The organism is Paraburkholderia sp. BR10937 (assembly GCF_040965695.1).
Taxonomy (GTDB): Bacteria; Pseudomonadota; Gammaproteobacteria; order Burkholderiales; family Burkholderiaceae; genus Paraburkholderia.
The window spans coordinates 1-18,025 of record NZ_JBFRCL010000087.1 but is presented as its reverse complement, the minus strand read 5'-3'; the positions used below and the strand labels follow the sequence as shown (position 1 = coordinate 18,025).

At 67.2% G+C, this 18,025-nt stretch carries 19 protein-coding genes; 8 read left to right on the top strand and 11 right to left on the bottom strand.

The window, feature by feature from the left end; genetic code table 11:
• The first annotated feature begins 8 nt into the window (after nucleotides 1-8).
• The 8 genes from flgF (at nucleotide 9) to flgL (ending at nucleotide 9,094) form a co-directional block, all read left to right on the top strand.
• The gene (gene flgF, locus AB4Y44_RS39550) at nucleotides 9-767 is read left to right on the top strand and encodes a flagellar basal-body rod protein FlgF (RefSeq protein WP_133183398.1); all 759 of its coding nucleotides are present in this window, start codon (nucleotides 9-11) and stop codon (nucleotides 765-767) included.
• A gap of 65 nt (nucleotides 768-832) precedes the next feature.
• On the top strand, nucleotides 833-1,621 hold the full coding sequence (gene flgG, locus AB4Y44_RS39545; RefSeq protein ID WP_342920363.1) for a flagellar basal-body rod protein FlgG: 789 nt from the start codon (nucleotides 833-835) through the stop codon (nucleotides 1,619-1,621).
• 32 nt (nucleotides 1,622-1,653) lie between these two features.
• Nucleotides 1,654-2,367, top strand: coding sequence for a flagellar basal body L-ring protein FlgH (locus AB4Y44_RS39540; protein WP_342920364.1), 714 nt, complete (start codon nucleotides 1,654-1,656; stop codon nucleotides 2,365-2,367).
• A complete protein-coding gene (locus tag AB4Y44_RS39535) occupies nucleotides 2,361-3,560 on the top strand; it encodes a flagellar basal body P-ring protein FlgI (protein ID WP_368702545.1) in 1,200 nt (399 codons plus the stop codon). The genes AB4Y44_RS39540 and AB4Y44_RS39535 overlap by 7 nt, the downstream gene beginning before the upstream one ends.
• Nucleotides 3,561-3,570: 10 nt before the next feature.
• A complete protein-coding gene (gene flgJ / locus AB4Y44_RS39530) occupies nucleotides 3,571-4,572 on the top strand; it encodes a flagellar assembly peptidoglycan hydrolase FlgJ (protein ID WP_368702544.1) in 1,002 nt (333 codons plus the stop codon).
• 268 nt (nucleotides 4,573-4,840) lie between these two features.
• Complete coding sequence (locus tag AB4Y44_RS39525; protein WP_342920367.1) at nucleotides 4,841-5,602, top strand: flagellar regulator YcgR PilZN domain-containing protein; 762 nt, start codon at nucleotides 4,841-4,843, stop codon at nucleotides 5,600-5,602.
• A 208-nt stretch (nucleotides 5,603-5,810) separates the two neighbouring features.
• Nucleotides 5,811-7,838: a flagellar hook-associated protein FlgK gene (gene flgK, locus AB4Y44_RS39520; RefSeq protein ID WP_342920368.1), complete on the top strand. Its 2,028-nt coding sequence runs from the start codon at nucleotides 5,811-5,813 to the stop codon at nucleotides 7,836-7,838.
• Between the two features lie 11 nt (nucleotides 7,839-7,849).
• Complete coding sequence (gene flgL, locus AB4Y44_RS39515) at nucleotides 7,850-9,094, top strand: flagellar hook-associated protein FlgL (protein ID WP_342920369.1); 1,245 nt, start codon at nucleotides 7,850-7,852, stop codon at nucleotides 9,092-9,094.
• 83 nt (nucleotides 9,095-9,177) lie between these two features.
• On the opposite strand, the gene fliR is transcribed toward flgL, so the two are convergent.
• The 11 genes from fliR to AB4Y44_RS39460 form a co-directional block, all read right to left on the bottom strand.
• On the bottom strand, nucleotides 9,178-9,969 hold the full coding sequence (fliR, locus tag AB4Y44_RS39510; RefSeq protein WP_368702543.1) for a flagellar biosynthetic protein FliR: 792 nt from the start codon (nucleotides 9,967-9,969) through the stop codon (nucleotides 9,178-9,180).
• Nucleotides 9,970-10,022: 53 nt separating this feature from the next.
• Nucleotides 10,023-10,292 (bottom strand): flagellar biosynthesis protein FliQ, encoded by a 270-nt coding sequence (fliQ, locus tag AB4Y44_RS39505; protein WP_028203375.1) that lies wholly within the window; start codon nucleotides 10,290-10,292, stop codon nucleotides 10,023-10,025.
• Between the two features lie 10 nt (nucleotides 10,293-10,302).
• Entirely contained in the window at nucleotides 10,303-11,046 is a 744-nt protein-coding gene (gene fliP, locus AB4Y44_RS39500) for a flagellar type III secretion system pore protein FliP (RefSeq protein ID WP_342920439.1), read from the bottom strand.
• A 102-nt stretch (nucleotides 11,047-11,148) separates the two neighbouring features.
• The gene (gene fliO / locus AB4Y44_RS39495; protein WP_368702549.1) at nucleotides 11,149-11,649 is read right to left on the bottom strand and encodes a flagellar biosynthetic protein FliO; all 501 of its coding nucleotides are present in this window, start codon (nucleotides 11,647-11,649) and stop codon (nucleotides 11,149-11,151) included.
• 137 nt (nucleotides 11,650-11,786) lie between these two features.
• Complete coding sequence (fliN, locus tag AB4Y44_RS39490; RefSeq protein WP_368702542.1) at nucleotides 11,787-12,245, bottom strand: flagellar motor switch protein FliN; 459 nt, start codon at nucleotides 12,243-12,245, stop codon at nucleotides 11,787-11,789.
• Nucleotides 12,238-13,236, bottom strand: a complete 999-nt coding sequence (gene fliM / locus AB4Y44_RS39485) for a flagellar motor switch protein FliM (RefSeq protein WP_368692332.1) — start codon at nucleotides 13,234-13,236, stop codon at nucleotides 12,238-12,240. The genes fliN and fliM overlap by 8 nt, the downstream gene beginning before the upstream one ends.
• A 46-nt stretch (nucleotides 13,237-13,282) precedes the next feature.
• The gene (gene fliL, locus AB4Y44_RS39480) at nucleotides 13,283-13,786 is read right to left on the bottom strand and encodes a flagellar basal body-associated protein FliL (protein ID WP_368702541.1); all 504 of its coding nucleotides are present in this window, start codon (nucleotides 13,784-13,786) and stop codon (nucleotides 13,283-13,285) included.
• A gap of 233 nt (nucleotides 13,787-14,019) precedes the next feature.
• The gene (locus AB4Y44_RS39475; RefSeq protein ID WP_368702540.1) at nucleotides 14,020-15,591 is read right to left on the bottom strand and encodes a flagellar hook-length control protein FliK; all 1,572 of its coding nucleotides are present in this window, start codon (nucleotides 15,589-15,591) and stop codon (nucleotides 14,020-14,022) included.
• A 28-nt stretch (nucleotides 15,592-15,619) separates the two neighbouring features.
• Nucleotides 15,620-16,072, bottom strand: a complete 453-nt coding sequence (fliJ, locus tag AB4Y44_RS39470; RefSeq protein WP_254318723.1) for a flagellar export protein FliJ — start codon at nucleotides 16,070-16,072, stop codon at nucleotides 15,620-15,622.
• The gene (gene fliI, locus AB4Y44_RS39465) at nucleotides 16,069-17,781 is read right to left on the bottom strand and encodes a flagellar protein export ATPase FliI (protein WP_368702539.1); all 1,713 of its coding nucleotides are present in this window, start codon (nucleotides 17,779-17,781) and stop codon (nucleotides 16,069-16,071) included. The genes fliJ and fliI overlap by 4 nt, the downstream gene beginning before the upstream one ends.
• Nucleotides 17,775-18,025 (bottom strand): FliH/SctL family protein (locus tag AB4Y44_RS39460; RefSeq protein ID WP_368702538.1); only part of this gene is annotated, 251 nt, incomplete at its 5' end. The genes fliI and AB4Y44_RS39460, both read right to left, overlap by 7 nt.

The following is an 18,025-nucleotide window of genomic DNA, read 5'->3' as shown; positions in this document are numbered from 1 at the left end:
GGCACATCATGGACCGACTGATCTATACCGCGATGACGGGCGCGAGCCAGGCGCTCGAGCAGCAGGCCGTCGTCGCGAACAACCTCGCGAACGTTTCGACCACGGGCTTTCGCGCGCAGCTCGCCAACTTTCGCGCCGTGCCGATGTCGTTCGGCGACGGCTCGACGGTGAACGACCAGACCACGCGCACCTACGTGCTCTCGGCAACGCCTGGCTCGGACATGACGCCCGGTGCGATCTCGCATACCGGCAACCCGCTCGACATCGCGATTCAGGGCCAGGGTTTCATGGCCGTGCAGACGGCCGACGGCAACGAGGCCTATACGCGTGCCGGCAACCTGCACGTCGATGAAAACGGCCAGCTCGTCACGGCCAACAACCTGCAGGTGATCGGCGGCGGCGGCCCGATCGCGGTGCCGCCGGGTTCCGCGATCACGATCGGCAAGGACGGCACGGTTTCGGCCATCGCGCCGGGCAGCCCCGCCAACGCGATCGCCATGATCGACCAGATCAAGTTCGTCAACCCGCCGGCAGGCGCGCTCACGCGCGGCGACGATGGCCTGTTCCACACGTCGGACGGCAACCCCGCCGACGCGGACCAGACCGTCCAGGTCGCAACCGAGTCGCTCGAAGGCAGCAACGTGAACCCGGTGGCGGCGATGGTCTCGATGATCACCAATGCGCGCCAGTTCCAGATGCAGACCAAGCTGCTCCAGAACGCCGACCAGAACGAGCAGAGCGCGAACCAGCTGCTCAACTTCAGCTAAGCCATTTCAAGTTAAATGAAGGCCGCCTCACGCCGCGCGCGAGGCCGGACCGGGAGAAAGACACCGTGAACCGATCGCTCTACATCGCCGCCACCGGCATGAACGCCCAGCAGGCGCAAATGGACGTGATCTCGAACAACCTCGCGAACGTGAGCACCAATGGCTTCAAGGGCTCGCGCGCGGTGTTCGAGGACCTCATGTACCAGACGCTGCGCCAGCCGGGTGCGAACTCGACGCAGCAAACCGAGCTGCCTTCGGGCAGCCAGGTGGGCACGGGCGTGCAGCAGGTGGCGACCGAGCGTCTCTACACGCAGGGCAACCTGCAGCAGACCGGCAACTCGAAGGACGTGGCGATCAACGGCGCCGGCTTCTTCCAGGTGCAGATGCCGGACGGCACCACGGCCTACACGCGCGACGGCTCGTTCCAGACCAACGCGCAGGGCCAGCTCGTGACGGCGAGCGGCTACCAGGTGATGCCGGCGATCACGGTGCCCGCCAACGCGACCTCGCTCACCATCGGCAGCGACGGCGTCGTGACGGTCACGACGCCGGGTTCGGCCAACAACACGACCATCGGCACGCTGCAGCTCGCCATGTTCATCAACCCGACCGGCCTGCAGTCGAACGGGCAGAACCTGTTGTCGGAAACGGCATCGTCGGGCGCGCCCACGGTTTCCACGCCGGGCCAGAACGCTTCGGGCACGCTCAACCAGGGCTACGTGGAATCGTCGAACGTGAACGTCGTGCAGGAACTCGTGAACATGATCGAGACGCAGCGCGCCTACGAAATCAACAGCAAGGCGGTCACCACTTCTGACCAGATGCTGCAAACCCTCAGCCAGATGCAGGTCTGAGGTCTCCCTGGTTAATCAAGTCGGTGAAGAATATGTCGCAGTCCGTTCGAAACCATCCTCGCATCCGCGCGCGGCATCCGGGCAATCCCCGGGCGCTCGTGGCGGCTGTGGCGCTCGCGATGCTGGCGGGCTGCGCCTACATTCCCAACCGGCAGCCGATCACGCAGCAGCCCATGACGGCCGTGCCGCCCCCGCCGCCCGTGAACACCTCGCCTGGCGCGATCTACAACCCCGGCTACGCGGGGCGGCCGCTCTTCGAGGACCAGCGTCCGCGCAATACCGGCGACATCCTCACGATCGTCATCTCCGAAAACATCAACGCGACCAAGTCGTCGGGCGCGGCCACCAAGCGCGGCACCAGCGCGAGCTTCTCGGGCACGGCGAACTTCCTGCCGGGCTTCTTCAACCGCGCGAACCTGAATACGACGGGCGCGAACCAGTTCGACGCCACGGGCGGCGCGAACGCCTCGAACACGTTCACGGGCGTCATCACCGTGACCGTGACGAACGTGCTGCCCAACGGCAATCTCGTCGTGTCCGGCGAGAAGCAGATGCTCATCAACCAGGGCAATGAATACGTGCGCTTCTCCGGCGTCGTCAATCCGAACACTGTTGCCGGAGACAACTCCGTGCTCTCGACCGACGTCGCCGACGCGAAGATCGAATACTCCGCGAAAGGCGTGATCGACGAAGCCGAGACGATGGGCTGGCTGCAACGCTTCTTCCTGAACATCGCGCCATGGTAAAGATCCGCTTCCATCATTCGCGCCGCTCGCGCGTGAAGGACGTGCTCGCCGCCCTGGGCGTGGCGTTGGGCTTCGTGCTGGCCTGCGGTGCGCTCGTCGCCTACGCGACGCCGGCGCGCGCCGAGCGCGTGAAAGACCTCGCGACCTTCCAGGGCGTGCGCGACAACCCGCTGATCGGCTACGGCCTCGTGGTGGGTCTCGACGGCACCGGCGACCAGACGACCCAGGCGCCGTTCACCACGCAGACGCTCGCGAACATGCTCGCGAACCTCGGCATTTCGATCAACAACACGTCGAGCTCGTCGGGTTCCTCGTCGACGCTCAACAACATGCAGCTGAAGAACGTCGCCGCGGTGATGGTGACGGCGGTGCTGCCGCCGTTCGCGCGGCCCGGCGAGCAGATCGACATCACGGTGTCGTCGCTCGCCAATGCCAAGAGCATTCGCGGCGGCACGCTGCTGCTCACGCCGCTCAAGGGCGCCGACGGCCAGGTCTATGCGCTCGCACAGGGCAACGTGGCGGTGGGCGGCGCGGGCGCCTCGGCCAACGGCAGCAAGGTGCAGGTGAACCAGCTCGCCGCGGGCCGCATCGCGGGCGGTGCGATCGTCGAGCGCGCGGTGATCTCGCCGGTCTCGCAGCAAGGCGGCCTGCTCACGCTGACCGTCAACGACATGGACTACGACACGACGCAGCGCATCGTCTCGGCCGTCAACAACATGTTCGGCCCGGGCACGGCCTCGCCGCTCGACGGCCGCACGATCCAGGTGCACGGGCCGGCCGATCCGGCCTCGCAGGTGGGCTTCATCGCGCAGATCCAGGACCTCAACGTGAATCCGGCCACGCCGGCCGCGAAGGTGATCCTGAACGCGCGCACCGGTTCGATCGTCATGAACCAGATGGTGACGCTGGAGAGCTGCGCGGTCGCGCACGGCAATCTCTCTGTCGTCGTGAACACGCAGACGGCGGTGAGCCAGCCCGGCGCGTTCTCCAATGGCCAGACGGTGGCGACGCGCCAGTCGCAGATCCAGCTGAAGCAGGACAACGGATCGCTCAAGCTCGTCACGGCGGGTGCCAATCTCGCCGAGGTCGTGAAAGCGCTCAACGCGCTGGGCGCCACGCCGGCGGATCTGATGTCGATCCTGCAGGCGATGAAGGCGGCGGGTGCACTGCGCGCCGACCTCGAGATCATCTAAGGGGTGCAACTTGGATAATACGAAGAACGTCGGCGGCGGCAGCCTCGATCTCACCAACCGCTTCGCGCTCGACGTGCAGGGCTTCGACTCGATGCGCGCCGCGGCGAACGCCTCGCCCCAGCAGGGCGTGAAGATGGCCGCGAAGCAGTTCGACGCGGTCTTCACGCAGATGATGCTCAAGAGCATGCGCGACGCGACGCCCGACGACGGCCCGCTCGACTCGCATGACGGCGCGCAGTTCACCTCGATGATGGACCAGCAGCTCTCCCAGCAGATGTCGAACAAGGGCATCGGCGTGGCGAACGCGATGCTCAAGCAGCTCATGCGCAGCATGGGCGGCGCGGCCGGTGCCGATGGCGCGGGTGGTGCCGGTGGTGCGGGCGGCGTGGCGGGCGCGATCTCGGGGCTTTCGGGCAAGGACGCGAGCGAGGGCAACCTCGCGATGCTCAACGCGCTCGGCCGGGCCTACGGCAACGCTGCCGCCAACGGCGCGCTCGCCAACGGCTCGGGCTACAGCGGCAACAGCGCGCTCACGCCGCCGGTCAAGGGCAACGGCGACGCCTCGGTGGACGCCTTCGTCGACAAGCTCGCCAATGCCGCGCAGCAGGCCAGCTCGACCACGGGCATTCCGGCGCGCTTCATTCTCGGCCAGGCTGCGCTCGAATCGGGCTGGGGCAAGCGCGAGATCAAGAACGCCGACGGCTCGACGAGCCACAACGTATTCGGCATCAAGGCGAGCAAGGACTGGACCGGCAAGACCGTCTCGACGGTCACGACCGAGTACGTGAACGGCCAGCCGCACCGCGTGGTGGAGAAGTTCCGCGCCTACGACTCGTACGAAGACGCGATGACCGACTACGCCACGCTGCTCAAGAACAATCCGCGCTACGCGTCGGTCATCAACGGCTCGAAGAGCGCCGAAGGCTTCGCGCACGGCATGCAGCGCGCGGGCTACGCCACCGACCCGCACTATGCGAAAAAGCTGCTGACCATCATGCAGCGGATGGCCTGACGATCGACCCGACGGCCGCCGCCGCGGTTGACGTCAATTAGGCAGCCGCAAACGTTGCCTCGGCGCCGTTGCCGGAAGAAGCTGCGCACGCGTGTTTCATGCAGGGAAAAGGCACATTTTTTTTACGCCCAATCCCTAAATTTTTCGTAATGTCTGCCGCTAATGCAGGCGAGATGGAAAAGCAATCCGGGCGGTCAGACCGCCCGAACGGCGCGTGCGGAAAGGGTCCGCTCCCGCGCCGGCACGTTCACGAATTTCCGGCAGGCCGATGAATACCGTTCAGTCGAATCCACAGGAAGCAGGCGAGGGTGCGGAAGGCTCCCACGATTTTGGGCGCCGCAATCCGCTCGAGATCGGCGTCCAGCTACGCAATCTCGTCAATCGCGGCGACTTCCTGACCCTCCAGTATCGCGGCGGACAGCTCGTCACGCGCATTCTGGCCGTCAACGGACGGGAGCGCACTTTCGTGTTCGACTGGGGCGCGATGCCCGAGCAGAACGCGGGTGTGCTCGCCGCGCCCGAGTGCCAGTTCCACGCCTCGCCCGACGGCGTGCGTGTGGAGTTCAAGACGGCGACGCCGCGGCGCACCGAGTTCGAAGGGCACCCCGCGTTCGAAGCCGACTTCCCCGAAGTGCTGTTCTACGTGCAGCGGCGCGAGTATTTCCGCGTCGACACGCCTGTGCTCGAGCCGTGCATCTGCCGCGGCGAGCTGCCGAGCGGCGGCCCGCGCTTCGCGTACGAGGTGCATGACCTCTCGCTCGGCGGCCTCGGGCTGCGTACGACCGAGGAGCGCGTCGCGGATCTCGCCATGGGGCTCGTGCTGCCCGACGTCGAGCTCGACCTGCGCGCGCACGGCAAGCTACGCGTGGATCTCGCGCTCGTCGTGCTGCGCTTCATCGATCTGCCCAACGGCGACCGCCGCTATCACATGGGCTTTCGCTTCGACGCGCTGCCCGGCGCCGCCGAGAATACGCTGCAGCGCTATATCACGCAGCTCGAGATGAAGCGCCGCGCGCTCGCGCGCGTCTGAGCGGCACCGCCTCACCCGCACGATCCGCCACACCCTGGCCGGCGCAGCGCATGCTGCGCCGGTTCGCCCGCCGCGCGGCAGCCGCGCACGCGCTCACTCGCTAACGTTTTCGTCCCCATCGGGCGCTCAATTTTTGCAGTGCGTTGCCGTTATACCGTGAGTACACCACGCGGTTTGCCAGGGGGCAGGCCGCTTTCGAGGATTACGCATGTCCAACATTTTCTCGATCGGTCTGAGCGGCCTGCAGGCGGCGCAGATTGGTATCTCGACCACCGGCGAGAACATCAGCAACTCGACCACTGCGGGCTATACCGTCGAGTCGCCGGTGTACCAGGAATCGGCGGGTCAGTACACGTCGAGCGGCTATATCGGCAGCGGCGTCACCACCGCGACCGTGCAGCGAGCGTACAGCCAGTACCTCACGACGGCTGTCAACAATGCGCAGACGGCCAGCAGCTCGTACACGGCTTCGTACAACCTCGCCACGCAGCTCTCGAACCTCGTGGGCAGCCCGACCTCGGGCATCGCCACGGCGATCACGAACTTCTTCACGGGACTGCAGAACGTCTCGAATTCGCCTTCGGATACCGCAGCGCGGCAAACCGTGCTCTCCGACGCGCAGACGCTCGCCACCCAGATCAACGCCGCAAGCCAGCAGTACGACGCGATGCGCCAGAGCGTGAACACGCAGCTCACGAGCGCGGTCTCGCAGATCAACACCTACACCCAGCAGATCGCGAGTCTCAACGCGCAGATCACGTCCGCGAGCTCGAGCGGCCAACAGCCGAACCAGCTGCTCGATCAACGCGATCAAGCCGTGGCCAATCTCTCGAAGCTGGTCGGCGTCCAGGTCGTGCAGGGCAGCACCGGCTACAGCGTGTTCCTCGGCAACGGCCAGCCGCTCGTGGTGAGCAGCCAGAGCTACAACCTCGGCACGCAGCCGTCGAGCACCAACCCGTCGGAGCTGGCCGTGACGTGGCAGGGCCTGAACGGCGCGAGTGCCGCGTCGCAAGGCACGCCGCAGGTCCTGTCGTCGGCCGCGCTGCAAGGTGGCACCGTTGGCGGCCTCGTTTCGTTCGTCTCGTCCACGCTCGATCCGGCGGAGTCGCAACTGGGCGCGATCGTGACGAGCTTCGCCGCGCAGGTGAACTCGCAGAACGCACTTGGTCTCACGCTCTCGGGCGGCGCGGGCGGCAATCTGTTCACGGTGGGCAACCCGCTCGTCACGGCCAGCTCGACGAACGCCAGCACGTCCGGCACGGTGAGCGCGACGCTCACGAACAGCACGCAGCCGCTCACCGACAACTACAAGCTGAGCTACGACGGCACGAACTGGAACCTCACCGACACGACGACGAACTCGCTGGTCGCGACGCAGCCGAACGGCACCGCGCCCATCACGATCGGCGGCTTCTCGATTACGCCTTCGGGTTCGGTCAGCGCGGGCGACTCGTTCATGATCCAGCCGACGGCCGGCGCACTCGCGAGCTTCTCGGTCGCGACCTCCGACCCCGCGGCCATCGCGGCGGCCACGCCGGTCGTCGTTTCGGCGTCGACTACGAACGCAGGCACGGCTACCGTGACGCAAGGCGCGGTGGGCACAGGCTATTCGACGACTAACCTGCCGGTCACGCTGACGTACAACTCGACGTCCGGCACGCTGACCGGCCTGCCCAACGGCACGACGGTCACGATCACGACGCCGGGGTCGACGACCACCAGCACCGTGACGATCAACAGCGCCGCGACGCCACCGGTGACCGGCGTGCCCTACAACCCGACCACGGGCGCGACCTTCACCATCACGAACCTCACGGATTCGGCCGGCGCGAACGCCACCGCGACCAACGTGAGCTTCACGATGACGGGCACGCCCTCGAACAACGACACCTTCACGGTGGCGGGCAACAAGAGCGGCACGCAGGACGGCCGTAACGCGCTCGCGCTCGCGAACCTCACGTCGAGCACGGCGTACACGGGGAAGACCACGCTGACCACGGCGTACGCGAACTACGTCAACACGATCGGCAATACAGCGAGCCAGCTGCAGGCGTCGAACACGTCGCAGCAGTCGCTCGTGACGCAGCTCACTTCGCAGCAGCAATCGGTGCAGGGTGTGAACCTCGACGAGGAAGCGGCGAACCTGCTGCAGTACCAACAGCTCTATCAGGCCAACAGCAAGGTGATCCAGACGGCGGCTTCGTTGTTCCAGACCCTGATCGGCATTTTCCAGTGAGGCGCTGACCCATGCGTATCGCGACTTCCCAGATTTTTTCCTCCAGTCTGTCGACGATGGAGAACCAGCAGTCCCAGCTCCTTCAGGTCCAGCAGCAGATCTCGACCGGCGTGGCGATTTCGAACCCGGGCGACAATCCGCTCGGCGCCGCGCAGGCCGTGACGCTTTCCGCCACGAGCGCGACGCTCACGCAGTACACGTCGAACCAGACCACGGCGCTCACCGCGCTTCAGCTCGAGGACACGACGCTCTCGAGCGTGACGAGCACGATGCAGAGCATTCACTCGCTCATCATCGAAGCGCAGAACGGCTCGCTCACGGACCAGGCGCGCCAGGCGATCGCCCAGCAGATGCAAGGCGACCGCAACCAGCTGCTCACGCTCGCCAATACGACGGACGGCGCGGGCAACTACATCTTCTCGGGCTTCCAGAGCACCTCGCAGGTGTTCTCGAACAAGTCGGGCGGCGGCGTGACCTACAACGGCGACGCGGGCCAGCGCGTGATGCAGGTGGCCGGCACGCGCAACATCGCGGTCGGCGACACGGGCACGACGGTGTTCCAGAGCGTGCAGGCCGTGGGTTCGGCCAACGTGGCCTCGGGCAGTTCATCGAACAAGGGCACGGGCGTGATCAGCGGTGTGACGGTGACGGACCCGACCCAGGCGACCAACAACGACAACTACTCGATCGCGTTCGCCACCGACGCGACCACGGGCGCGCTCACCTATACGGTGACCGACCACAGCGTCAGCCCGCCGACGACCACGACGCCGGCCAATTACACCGAAGGCAATCCAATCTCGCTCGGCTCGGGCATGAGCGTGACGATGTCGGGTACGCCCAGCGCGGGCGACTCGTTCTCGGTCACGCCCGCCACGGCGTCGCAGAACACGGACGTGTTCGCGAGCATCGACAGCATCATCGCCGCGCTGAATACGCCCACGAGCGGCTCCACCGCCGCGGTCGCGAACCTCAACAACGCGCTGAACACCGGCCTCACGCAGATCGGCAACTCGCTCTCGAACGTGATCACGGTGCAGGCTTCCGTGGGCGGCCGCGAGCAGGAAGTGAAGGCGCTGCAAACGGTCACGTCGACCAACTCGCTGCAGGTCACGTCGAACCTCACCGACCTCATGAGCACCAACACGGTGGCCGCGATCAGCCAGTTCGAACAGCTGTCGAACGCGCTCACGGCTTCGCAGAAGAGCTTCGCGGCAACGCAGAATCTCTCGCTGTTCCAGTACATCAATCCTTGATCGTGAGGCATTGAGCGGGCGAAAAAAAGCGGACTCCGGTCCGCTTTTTTATTGTGCTGCGCGCGCGTCGTGCGAAGCGCGTTTTAACCGTGCGGCCGCAGCGCGCCGGCCACGCGGCCCATCTGATCGATACCGCTGTCGAACAGGCGCGCAAAGTAGGGAATCAGGTTCGGCATCATGAGCTGGATGAGCAGCAGGCCCACGAGCATCGTGAGCGCGAAGCCGATCTGGAAGATACCGATTTGCGGGGCCGCGCGGTTCAGAATGCCGAGCGACAGATTGGTGATGAGCAGCGCGACCACCACCGGCAGCGAGAGCAGCAGGCCCGAGGTGAGGATCGTCGTGCCGTAGTTGGCGATCAGCTGCCAGCCCGAGGCGCCGAGCACGCTCGCCGTGACGGGCAGCGTCTGGAACGTGGCGACGAGCGCCGCGATCATCTGCAGATGGCCGTCGAACACGAGGAAGGCGAGCATCGCCATCATGTTCAGCCACGAGGAGAGTGCGGGCGAACTGGTGTTGGCCTGCGGGTCGAAGAAGCTCGCGAAGCCCAGCCCCATGCCGAGACTCATCATGTCGCCCGCCGCGGTCACGACCGCGAACACGAGCTGCATCGTGAAGCCGAGCGCCACGCCGATCAGGAACTGGTTGACGAGGATCCACACGCCCTCGGCGGAAAACACCGTGACCTGGGGCATGGCGCCGAGCGTGGGCGCGACGATCAGCGTGATGAAGCCCGCGAGGCCGATCTTCACACGCGTCGGCACGGAGCGGTTGCCCAGCACGGGCGCGACCGCCACGAGCGCCAGAATGCGCGTGAACGGCCAGAGGAAGGCCGTGAGCCAGGCGTTGAGCTGCGCGTAGGTGACCGTAAACATCGTGTGCCGGAAGACGTGCGCCGAAAGCGCAGAGGGGGCGGCCCGGGCTGCGGCTAGCCCGCGAGCTGCGGAATGCTCGTGAAGATGCGGTGCATGTAGTCGAGCATCGTCGTGAGCATCCACGGGCCGGCGATCACGAGCGTGACCGCGATGGCGGCCAGCTTGGGGATGAACGCGAGCGTGGATTCGTTGATCTGCGTAGCCGCCTGGAACAGGCTCACCACCAGACCCACCACGAGCGCGACGAGCAGCAGCGGCGCGGCAAGCAGGAGCGCCACGTACATCGCCTCGTGGGAGAGCGTCATGACCATTTCGGGCGTCATGTCTGTGTCCTCAGGTAAAGCTCTGCGCGAGCGAGCCGATCAGCAGTTGCCAGCCGTCCACCAGCACGAACAGCATGAGTTTGAACGGCAGCGAAATGGTCGCGGGCGAGACCATCATCATACCCATCGACATCAGCACGCTGGCAACCACCAGGTCGATGATGAGAAACGGGATGAAGATCGTGAAGCCGATCTGGAAGCCCGTCTTCAACTCGCTCGTGACGAACGAGGGCACGAGCAGCGTGAGCGGCACGTCCTCGGGTCCCTGCATGGGCGCCGCGTGCGAGATGCGCGCGAAGAGGGCGAGGTCGGACTCGCGGGTCTGGCGCAGCATGAAGGTCTTGAAGGGCGCGACGCCGCGCGCCACGGCGTCGTCCATCGAAATCGTGCCGGCCGAGAACGGCTTGTAGCCGTCGTTGTAGGCCTTGTCGAGCACCGGCGACATCACGAACAGCGTGAGAAAGAGCGCGATGCCCACGAGCACCTGGTTGGGCGGCGTGGTCGTCGTGCCGAGCGCCTGGCGCAACAGCGAGAGCACGATGATGATGCGCGTGAAGCTCGTCATCATCAGCACCATCGCCGGCAGGAACGACAGCATCGTGAGCAGCAGCATCGTCTGCACGCTCAGCGAGTAGGTCGTGCCGCCGTTCGGGCCGGGGCTCGTGTTGAAGGCGGGGAGGCCTTGCGGGCCGCCCGCGCTCTGCGCGTGCGCGAGGTGCGGCAGCGCGAGGGCGAAGGCGCCCGCGCCGAGCATCAGCGCGAACGGGAGCGCCGTTCTGGCGATCTTCGCGAGGGTAGCCGCGCGCGCGCGGACATCGCCGCCTGCGCCCGGCGCATGAAGGGAACTGCCGTGCATTTACTGCGCTCCGCCGTCGTGACGCATGAAACGCGCGTTGATGCGTTTGTTCGCCTCGCTTTTCAGCGCGTCACGAAAGCGCTGTGCGAAGGTGCCCGAACGGGCGGGGGCGTTGGGAGCGGCTGCCGCGACGCCTGCGGGCAGTTCACCCGCGGGCAGCGTGTGGAGCAGGCGCACGTTGCCGGGCGCGGCGCCCAGCACGAGCCAGGTGTCGCCGATCTCGACCACGGCCACGCGCTCCTTGCCGCCGAGCGATGCGCCGCCCACGGTCTTCACGAGCGCGCTCTTCGGGCCGCCTTGCAGGCCGAGACGCCGCGCGAGCCAGGCGCAGCCGAACACCACGGCGATCACGAGCGTCAGACCCAGCACCGTCTGCACGAGCGCGCCGAAGCCGAGCGCGGGGACCGCGCTGCCGGCGATCACGGCGGAGGCGGCCGAAGCACCCGATGCCGCGCGCGTGGCTTCGTTGACGGCCTGAAGGTCGGCGGCCCGCGCGCTCATGACCGCGAAAACGGCGGCGCCGGCGAGCGAGAGGTGGACGGCGAGGCGCCACGAGAATCGCAGCACGCGTGCGCCGCGGGACTTCCGCGTGCGCTGCATGCTGGCGTCAGACGCGGCGCCGGGAACAGCCTGGGGTTTCATCGGTTCAGCTTCCGGATCCGCTCGGACGGCGTGATGATGTCGGTGAGACGGATGCCGAACTTGTCGTTCACGACCACCACTTCGCCCTGGGCGATGAGGCAGCCGTTCACGAGCACGTCCATCGGCTCGCCGGCCATGCCGTCGAGTTCCACGACCGAGCCCTGCGCGAGCTGCAGCAGGTTGCGGATGGCGATCTTGGTGCGGCCCAGCTCGACGGTCATCTGGACGGGAATGTCCAGAATCATGTCGATGTCGTTGGCCGTCCTGGTCGAGTCGACCTTCGAGAGCGGCTGGAACACGGCCGTCGGTTGCGCGGCCGGCACGTCGTTGCTGTTCTGCTCGGCGAGCGCGCTCGCCCAGTCGTCCATCGAGTCGCTGCCCGCTTCCTGCGCCGCGGCCTCGAAACCCGGGTCGAGCACCGGCTCGTCTGCGCTCGTGCCGTTGATGTCACTCATATCCACCTTCCTTCATCGTGTCGGCTGCGCTGATCATCTTCTGGACCCGCAACGCGTATTGACCATTGAAAATTCCGTAGCCGCACTCCATCACGGGCACGCCGTCCACCTTGGCGGTGATGTGCTCCGCGATGTTCATGGGCAGCACGTCGCCCTTCTTCATGTTCAGGATCTGCTCGAACGTGACGGGCACCTGCGCGAGGTCGGCCGTCAGCTCGACTTCGGCGGCCTGCACCTGCTGCGAGAGCACGCGCACCCAGCGGCGGTCCACGTCGAGCACTTCGCCTTGCAGCGGCGAGGCGAGCACGTCGCGGATCGGCTCGATCATCGAGTAGGGCATGCAGATGTGCAGCGTGCCGCCCGTCGGCCCGAATTCGATCGAGAACTGCGTGACGATCACGATCTCGTTGGGCGTGGCAACGTTTGCGAACTGCGTATGCATTTCAGAACGCACGTATTCGAACTGCAGCGGCCGCACGCTTTTCCACGCGTTCGTGTAGTGCTCGAACACGAGATTGAGCAGTTTGCCGATGATGCGCTGCTCGGTCTGCGTGAAGTCGCGGCCTTCCACTCGCGTGTGAAAGCGGCCGTCGCCGCCGAACAGGTTGTCCACGACGAAGAACACGAGGTTCGGGTCGAACACGAACAGCGACGTGCCGCGCAGCGGCTTCACGTGGACGAGGTTCAGGTTCGTCGGGATCGGCAGGTTGCGGGTGAACTCGCTGTACTTCTGCACGCGCACCGGACCGACCGAGATTTCGGCGGTGCGGCGCATGAAATTGAAGATGCCGACGCGCAACAGGCGCGCAAAGCGCTCGTTGATGATTTCGAGGCCGGGCATCCGGCCGCGAACGATCCGTTCCTGCGTCGCGATGTTGTAGGGCCGAACGCCCTTGTTGTCGGAGCCGCCCGAGTCGGAATCGACTTCGCCGGTGACGCCTTTGAGGAGGGCATCGACCTCCTCCTGGGACATGAACTCGTCGTGACCCATCGTCATGATGACTGGCCCTCCATCGCGGGAATCATGTCAGCCACGCTCACTGGACGACGAATTCGGTGAACAGCACGTCGTCGACGTGCATCGGCTTCTCGTTCGCGCCGGCAGGCTGCGAGATCAGCACGGCGAGTTCCGTGGCGAGCGCACGCTTGCCGTCGAGCGGCGCGAGGTCGGACGGATGCTTGTTCGAGAGCGCGAGCAGCAGGCGGCTGCGGATCTCGGGCATGCGCGCGACGAGCGCGTCCTGGGTGGCCTGGCTGTCGAGCTTGAGCGTGAGGCCGATGCGCAGGTAGTGCGACTCGCCGTCGTCGGCCTGCAGATTGACGGTCATCGGCTCGAGCGCGTAGTACACGGGCAAGGCCGGCGGCGCGGCGGCCGGCGCGGCCGGCGCGCTCGGGGCGTGGCGCGACATGAAGAACCACGTCGCGCCGCCCGCCGCGGCGGCGGCGAGGATCGCAATGAGCGCGATGACGATAATGCGCTTCATCGGTCCGGGTTTCGCGCCCTGGGGCGCGGCTTGCTGGGATGCGGTGGTGGTCGCCATGTCGAAAAGTCAGCCTGGATGCTTGCAAGGGTCCGGGGCACCGACCTGGTGGTCAGTCCGGGCATGCTGCATTGTTCCGGCTTTTGCCTTTCAGCGATGGGAGGAATAGACGGGGGAATTCCGGCTATCTCGTGGTTTTGTTGCGCGCCGCGGCAAGCCGGGCGCGCAAGGACGAGAGGTCAGCGCGCGCAGCCGCGGGGCGCGGCTGCGTAAGGCAGGGTGTCAGGAAGGTGTCAGGCGAACGTGTCGATCAGGCCGACGGAGCGCTGCGTGACGTTCGCGACGCTGCTCGTGTCGTCCACGGCATCCGTTGCGGCGAGTGTGCTGCCCGAGCCGGAACCGGAACGGCCGGAGCGGCCCGAACCGCTGCCGTCCTGCTGCGCCTGCTGGTTCATCTGGCGCGAGAAGCCGTCGCTCACGCTCGCGCTGCCAAGGCCGATGCCGTTTTGCTCCATGGCCTCACGCAGCTTCGGCAGGGCCGCCTCGACGGCTTCGCGCACCTGCTGGTGCTGCGACACGAAGAGGGCATGCGCATGGGTGTCCGAGACCTGCAGAACGACCTGGAGCGGTCCCAGATCCTTCGGATTGAGCGTGAGTTCCGCCGACTGCTGGTGCGCGTTCGAGAGGAACACGACCTTCTGGCTGAGCGCGTCTTCCCAGTCGTTGGTGCCGACCTGCGGCGCGATCGACGCGGAGGCGGCCGCCGCCGCCGGATTCGCGGTTGCGCTGGCCGCCTGGGCGGCCTGAGCCTGCGCGGCCGTCGCGGCGGCGACCGCTGCGGCCTGGGTCGCGGCGAGCGCGTCGGTCGTCGCGGTGCTCGCCGTGGCGTCTGTCTGCGTGGCGGCGCCTGCCTGCTGCTGTGCCGCTGCCGTGAGCGCGTCGGTGGCGGCCTTCGCGGCGTCGGTGGCGGCCGTCGTGGCGCCCTTGGCCGCGTCGGCGCCCGCGCCGCTGCTCGCGGCCGTGCTGAACGCCTTGCTTTGGGCGGTCGCGCTCAAATGCGTGGCGAAGCTGCTGACAATGTTCGAACCCGAGCCCGTGCTGGCCGTGGTGGCGCCATTCGCAGCCGACCCGGCCGTGCTCACCGCATGCGTGGCGAGCGTACCCGTGCCGCCGCGCAGTTGCGCGAGCGCGGCTTGCAGGGCGTCGTGCATCGACTTCGAGGTGCTGCTCGCGGCGCTGCCCGTGGCCGTGCCGTCGCCTGCCGCGCCTGCTGCGCCTGGTGCGCCTGGTGCGCCGGCGGCTGCCGTGGCGGCCGCTGCTGCCGCGGCGGAGGCGACGCCCGCGAGCGTGCTGTCGCTGCTCGTCTGGCTGCCGTCGGCGTTCGCGTCGGTGCTCGTGTCGTCCTGGGTCTGCTGGCCCTGCTGCGTTTGCTGCGCCTGCTGGGCTTGAGCCGCGGCGGCTTGCGCGCCTGCGTCGGTGGCCTGTTTTTGCTGGGCGCGCGCGGCGGCGGCACGGCGATCGGCGCTCGACGTGCCCTGCGAGGCCTGGCTCGAGTTCGAGCTGGACGTCTGCGACGTGCTGCTGTTGCTGCTGCTGTTTTGCGAGGCGCTGCTGCTCGACGGGTTCGAGTTCGCCTGCGCGGACGCATTCGACTGCGCGCTTTGCGCTGCCTGGGCATTCTGGTTCGCCTGCGCGCTTTGCGCGTTCATCTGCTGTTGCAGCGTCTGCGCGAAATCCTGGCTGGCGGCATCGGCCTGGCTGATGGAGCTCGATGCCGTGTTCGACACGGCGTTCGATGCGGTATTGCCCGACACCGCGTCCGTGGCGGCGCCGAACAGCGAAGAAAGAGAAGAGAGGAGCGACATACTGGCGGCCTCGAAAACGGATTACGTGTTACGGATGTTGCGACGTTCGCATGCGCAGCACGCGGGCGGCGTGCTCGTCGGCGTCGCGCTGTTCGCGGCGGGCGTCCTTGCGGGCCTGCACATCGTCGTGACGGGTTTGCAGGACCTCGTACGAGCCGAGCTTCTGCTTGCTGCGCTGCCACTCGGGCTTGGCGGCTTCCACGCGCGCGGTGGCCTGCTCGAGCAGGCGCCGTTGCTGTTCGATCGCCGCGTCGAGCGTGTCGATGAACGCCTGGAAGTTGCGCACGTTGCCCGCGGCCATGCCGCTGCGCGCCGATTCGGTGAAACGCGTGTGGTACTCGTCACGATAAGTGATGAGCGCCTCGAGCTGCTTTTCGACCTCGACGCGCTCACGCTGCACGCGGCCGAGCTTTTGCGTGGCGGCGTCGACGTCGTCTTGCGCGAGGCCGATCAAGGTTTGCAGCGCGGTCTGTTTCGTCATGTCCTGGCTCCGATCAGCTGGCCGAGCATCTCGACGCTCTGATCATAGTTCGCGGTTTCGCGAAAACCCTGCTGAAGAAAGGCCTCGATGCGCGGATACAGCGCGATCGCGCGGTCGAGCACGGCGTCGCGCCCACTCACGTACGCACCCACGTTGATGAGGTCGCGGTTGCGCTGATAGCGCGAAAGCATCTGTTTGAGCGCGCGCGTCTGGTTCAGATGCTGGTCGTCGATCAGCGCGGTCATCGCGCGGCTGATCGAGGCCTCGATGTCGATGGCCGGATAATGCCCCGCTTCGGCGAGCGCGCGGGAAAGCACGATATGGCCGTCGAGAATCGCGCGCGCCGAGTCGGCGATCGGGTCCTGCTGATCGTCGCCTTCGGTGAGCACGGTGTAGAACGCCGTGATCGAGCCGCCGCCCTCGGGGCCGTTGCCGGTGCGTTCCACAAGCGCCGGCAGCTTGGCGAACACCGAAGGCGGATAGCCCTTGGTCGCGGGCGGCTCGCCGATGGCGAGCGCGATCTCGCGCTGGGCCATCGCGTAACGCGTGAGCGAGTCCATGAGCAGCAGCACGTGCTTGCCCTGGTCGCGAAAATATTCGGCCAGCGACGTGCTGTATGCGGCGGCCTGCATGCGCAGGAGCGGCGAAACGTCGGCCGGCGCGGCCACGACGACCGAGCGCGCAAGGCCGTCCTCGCCCAGGATCTGCTCGATGAATTCCTTCACTTCGCGGCCCCGCTCGCCGATCAGGCCGATCACGATGACTTCCGCGCTGGTCGCGCGCGCCATCGTGCCGAGCAGCACCGATTTACCGACGCCCGAGCCCGCGAACAGGCCCATGCGCTGGCCGCGCCCGACCGTCAGCAGCGAGTTGATCGCGCGCACGCCCACGTCGAGCACCTTGTGGATCGGCTCGCGGTTCAGCGGATTGATGACGGGCGCGGTGAGCGGCGCATCGGCCTCGGTATTCAGGGGGCCCAGGCCGTCGAGCGGGCGGCCCGAGGCGTCGACCACGCGGCCGAGCATGCCCCAGCCCACCGGCAGTCGCTTCGCACCGGCCTTCGGGTCGGCGATCGGCGCGGTTTCCAGCGGCCAGACGCGCGCGCCGGGCAAGAGACCCGCGACTTCGGTCGTCGGCATCAGAAAGAGCTTGTCGCCGCCGAAGCCGACCACTTCCGCTTCGGCCATCGGCAGCGAGCTGCCCGGCGGCAGCTCGATCATCACCTCGGCGCCCACGGCGAGGCGCAGCCCCACGGCTTCGAGCACGAGGCCCGCCGCGCGCGTGAGACGCCCGCAGCCGCGCAGCGGCAGGGCGAGCGCATTGCGCTCGCGCACGCCGCGCAGTTGCGCGTTCCACGAGGTCAGGAACGGGTTGGCCGGGTCGTAGTTCGCCGGCGGTACGTAGGGTGCGCTAGGGGTTTCGGCCGCCACGACCGGCGCGCCGTGATCCGTCAGGCCTGGTGGCGCATCGGCCAAGTCCGCGGCGAGCGCGGCGTCGATCGCGTCGATCGCGTCGGCGGCACCCAGCTCGCGTGCCTCGCGCTTGGCAGGAATGCCCGGGATGTCGAGGTCGCCCACGAGCAGCGCGCCGAGCTGTGCCGGGTCGCTCGCGAGCGGGCCGAACGAGGCGAGCGCGAGTTCCTGCTCGAGCGGTGTAAGACCGCCCGTGTGGATGGTCTGATGGCTCGGCGGTTGCGGGTGGTTCACCATGGCCGTGCCTTGCCGAGCGCGGCCGTCACGCGCTCCCAGCGCGTGCGGATGCTGGCGTCGGTTTCGCCCGTCGCGGCCTGCGCGCGGCAGCCGCCGCGCTCGATCGTCGGGTCGGTGCGCACGCTCCAGCCGCGCGCCTGAAGGTCGTCCAGCAGATAAGCCTCGACGATCGGCAGATCGGCGGGGCTCACCACGAGCTGCGGGGAACCGGCGAGCTGCGGCTCGGCCCCGAGCACTACGCGCG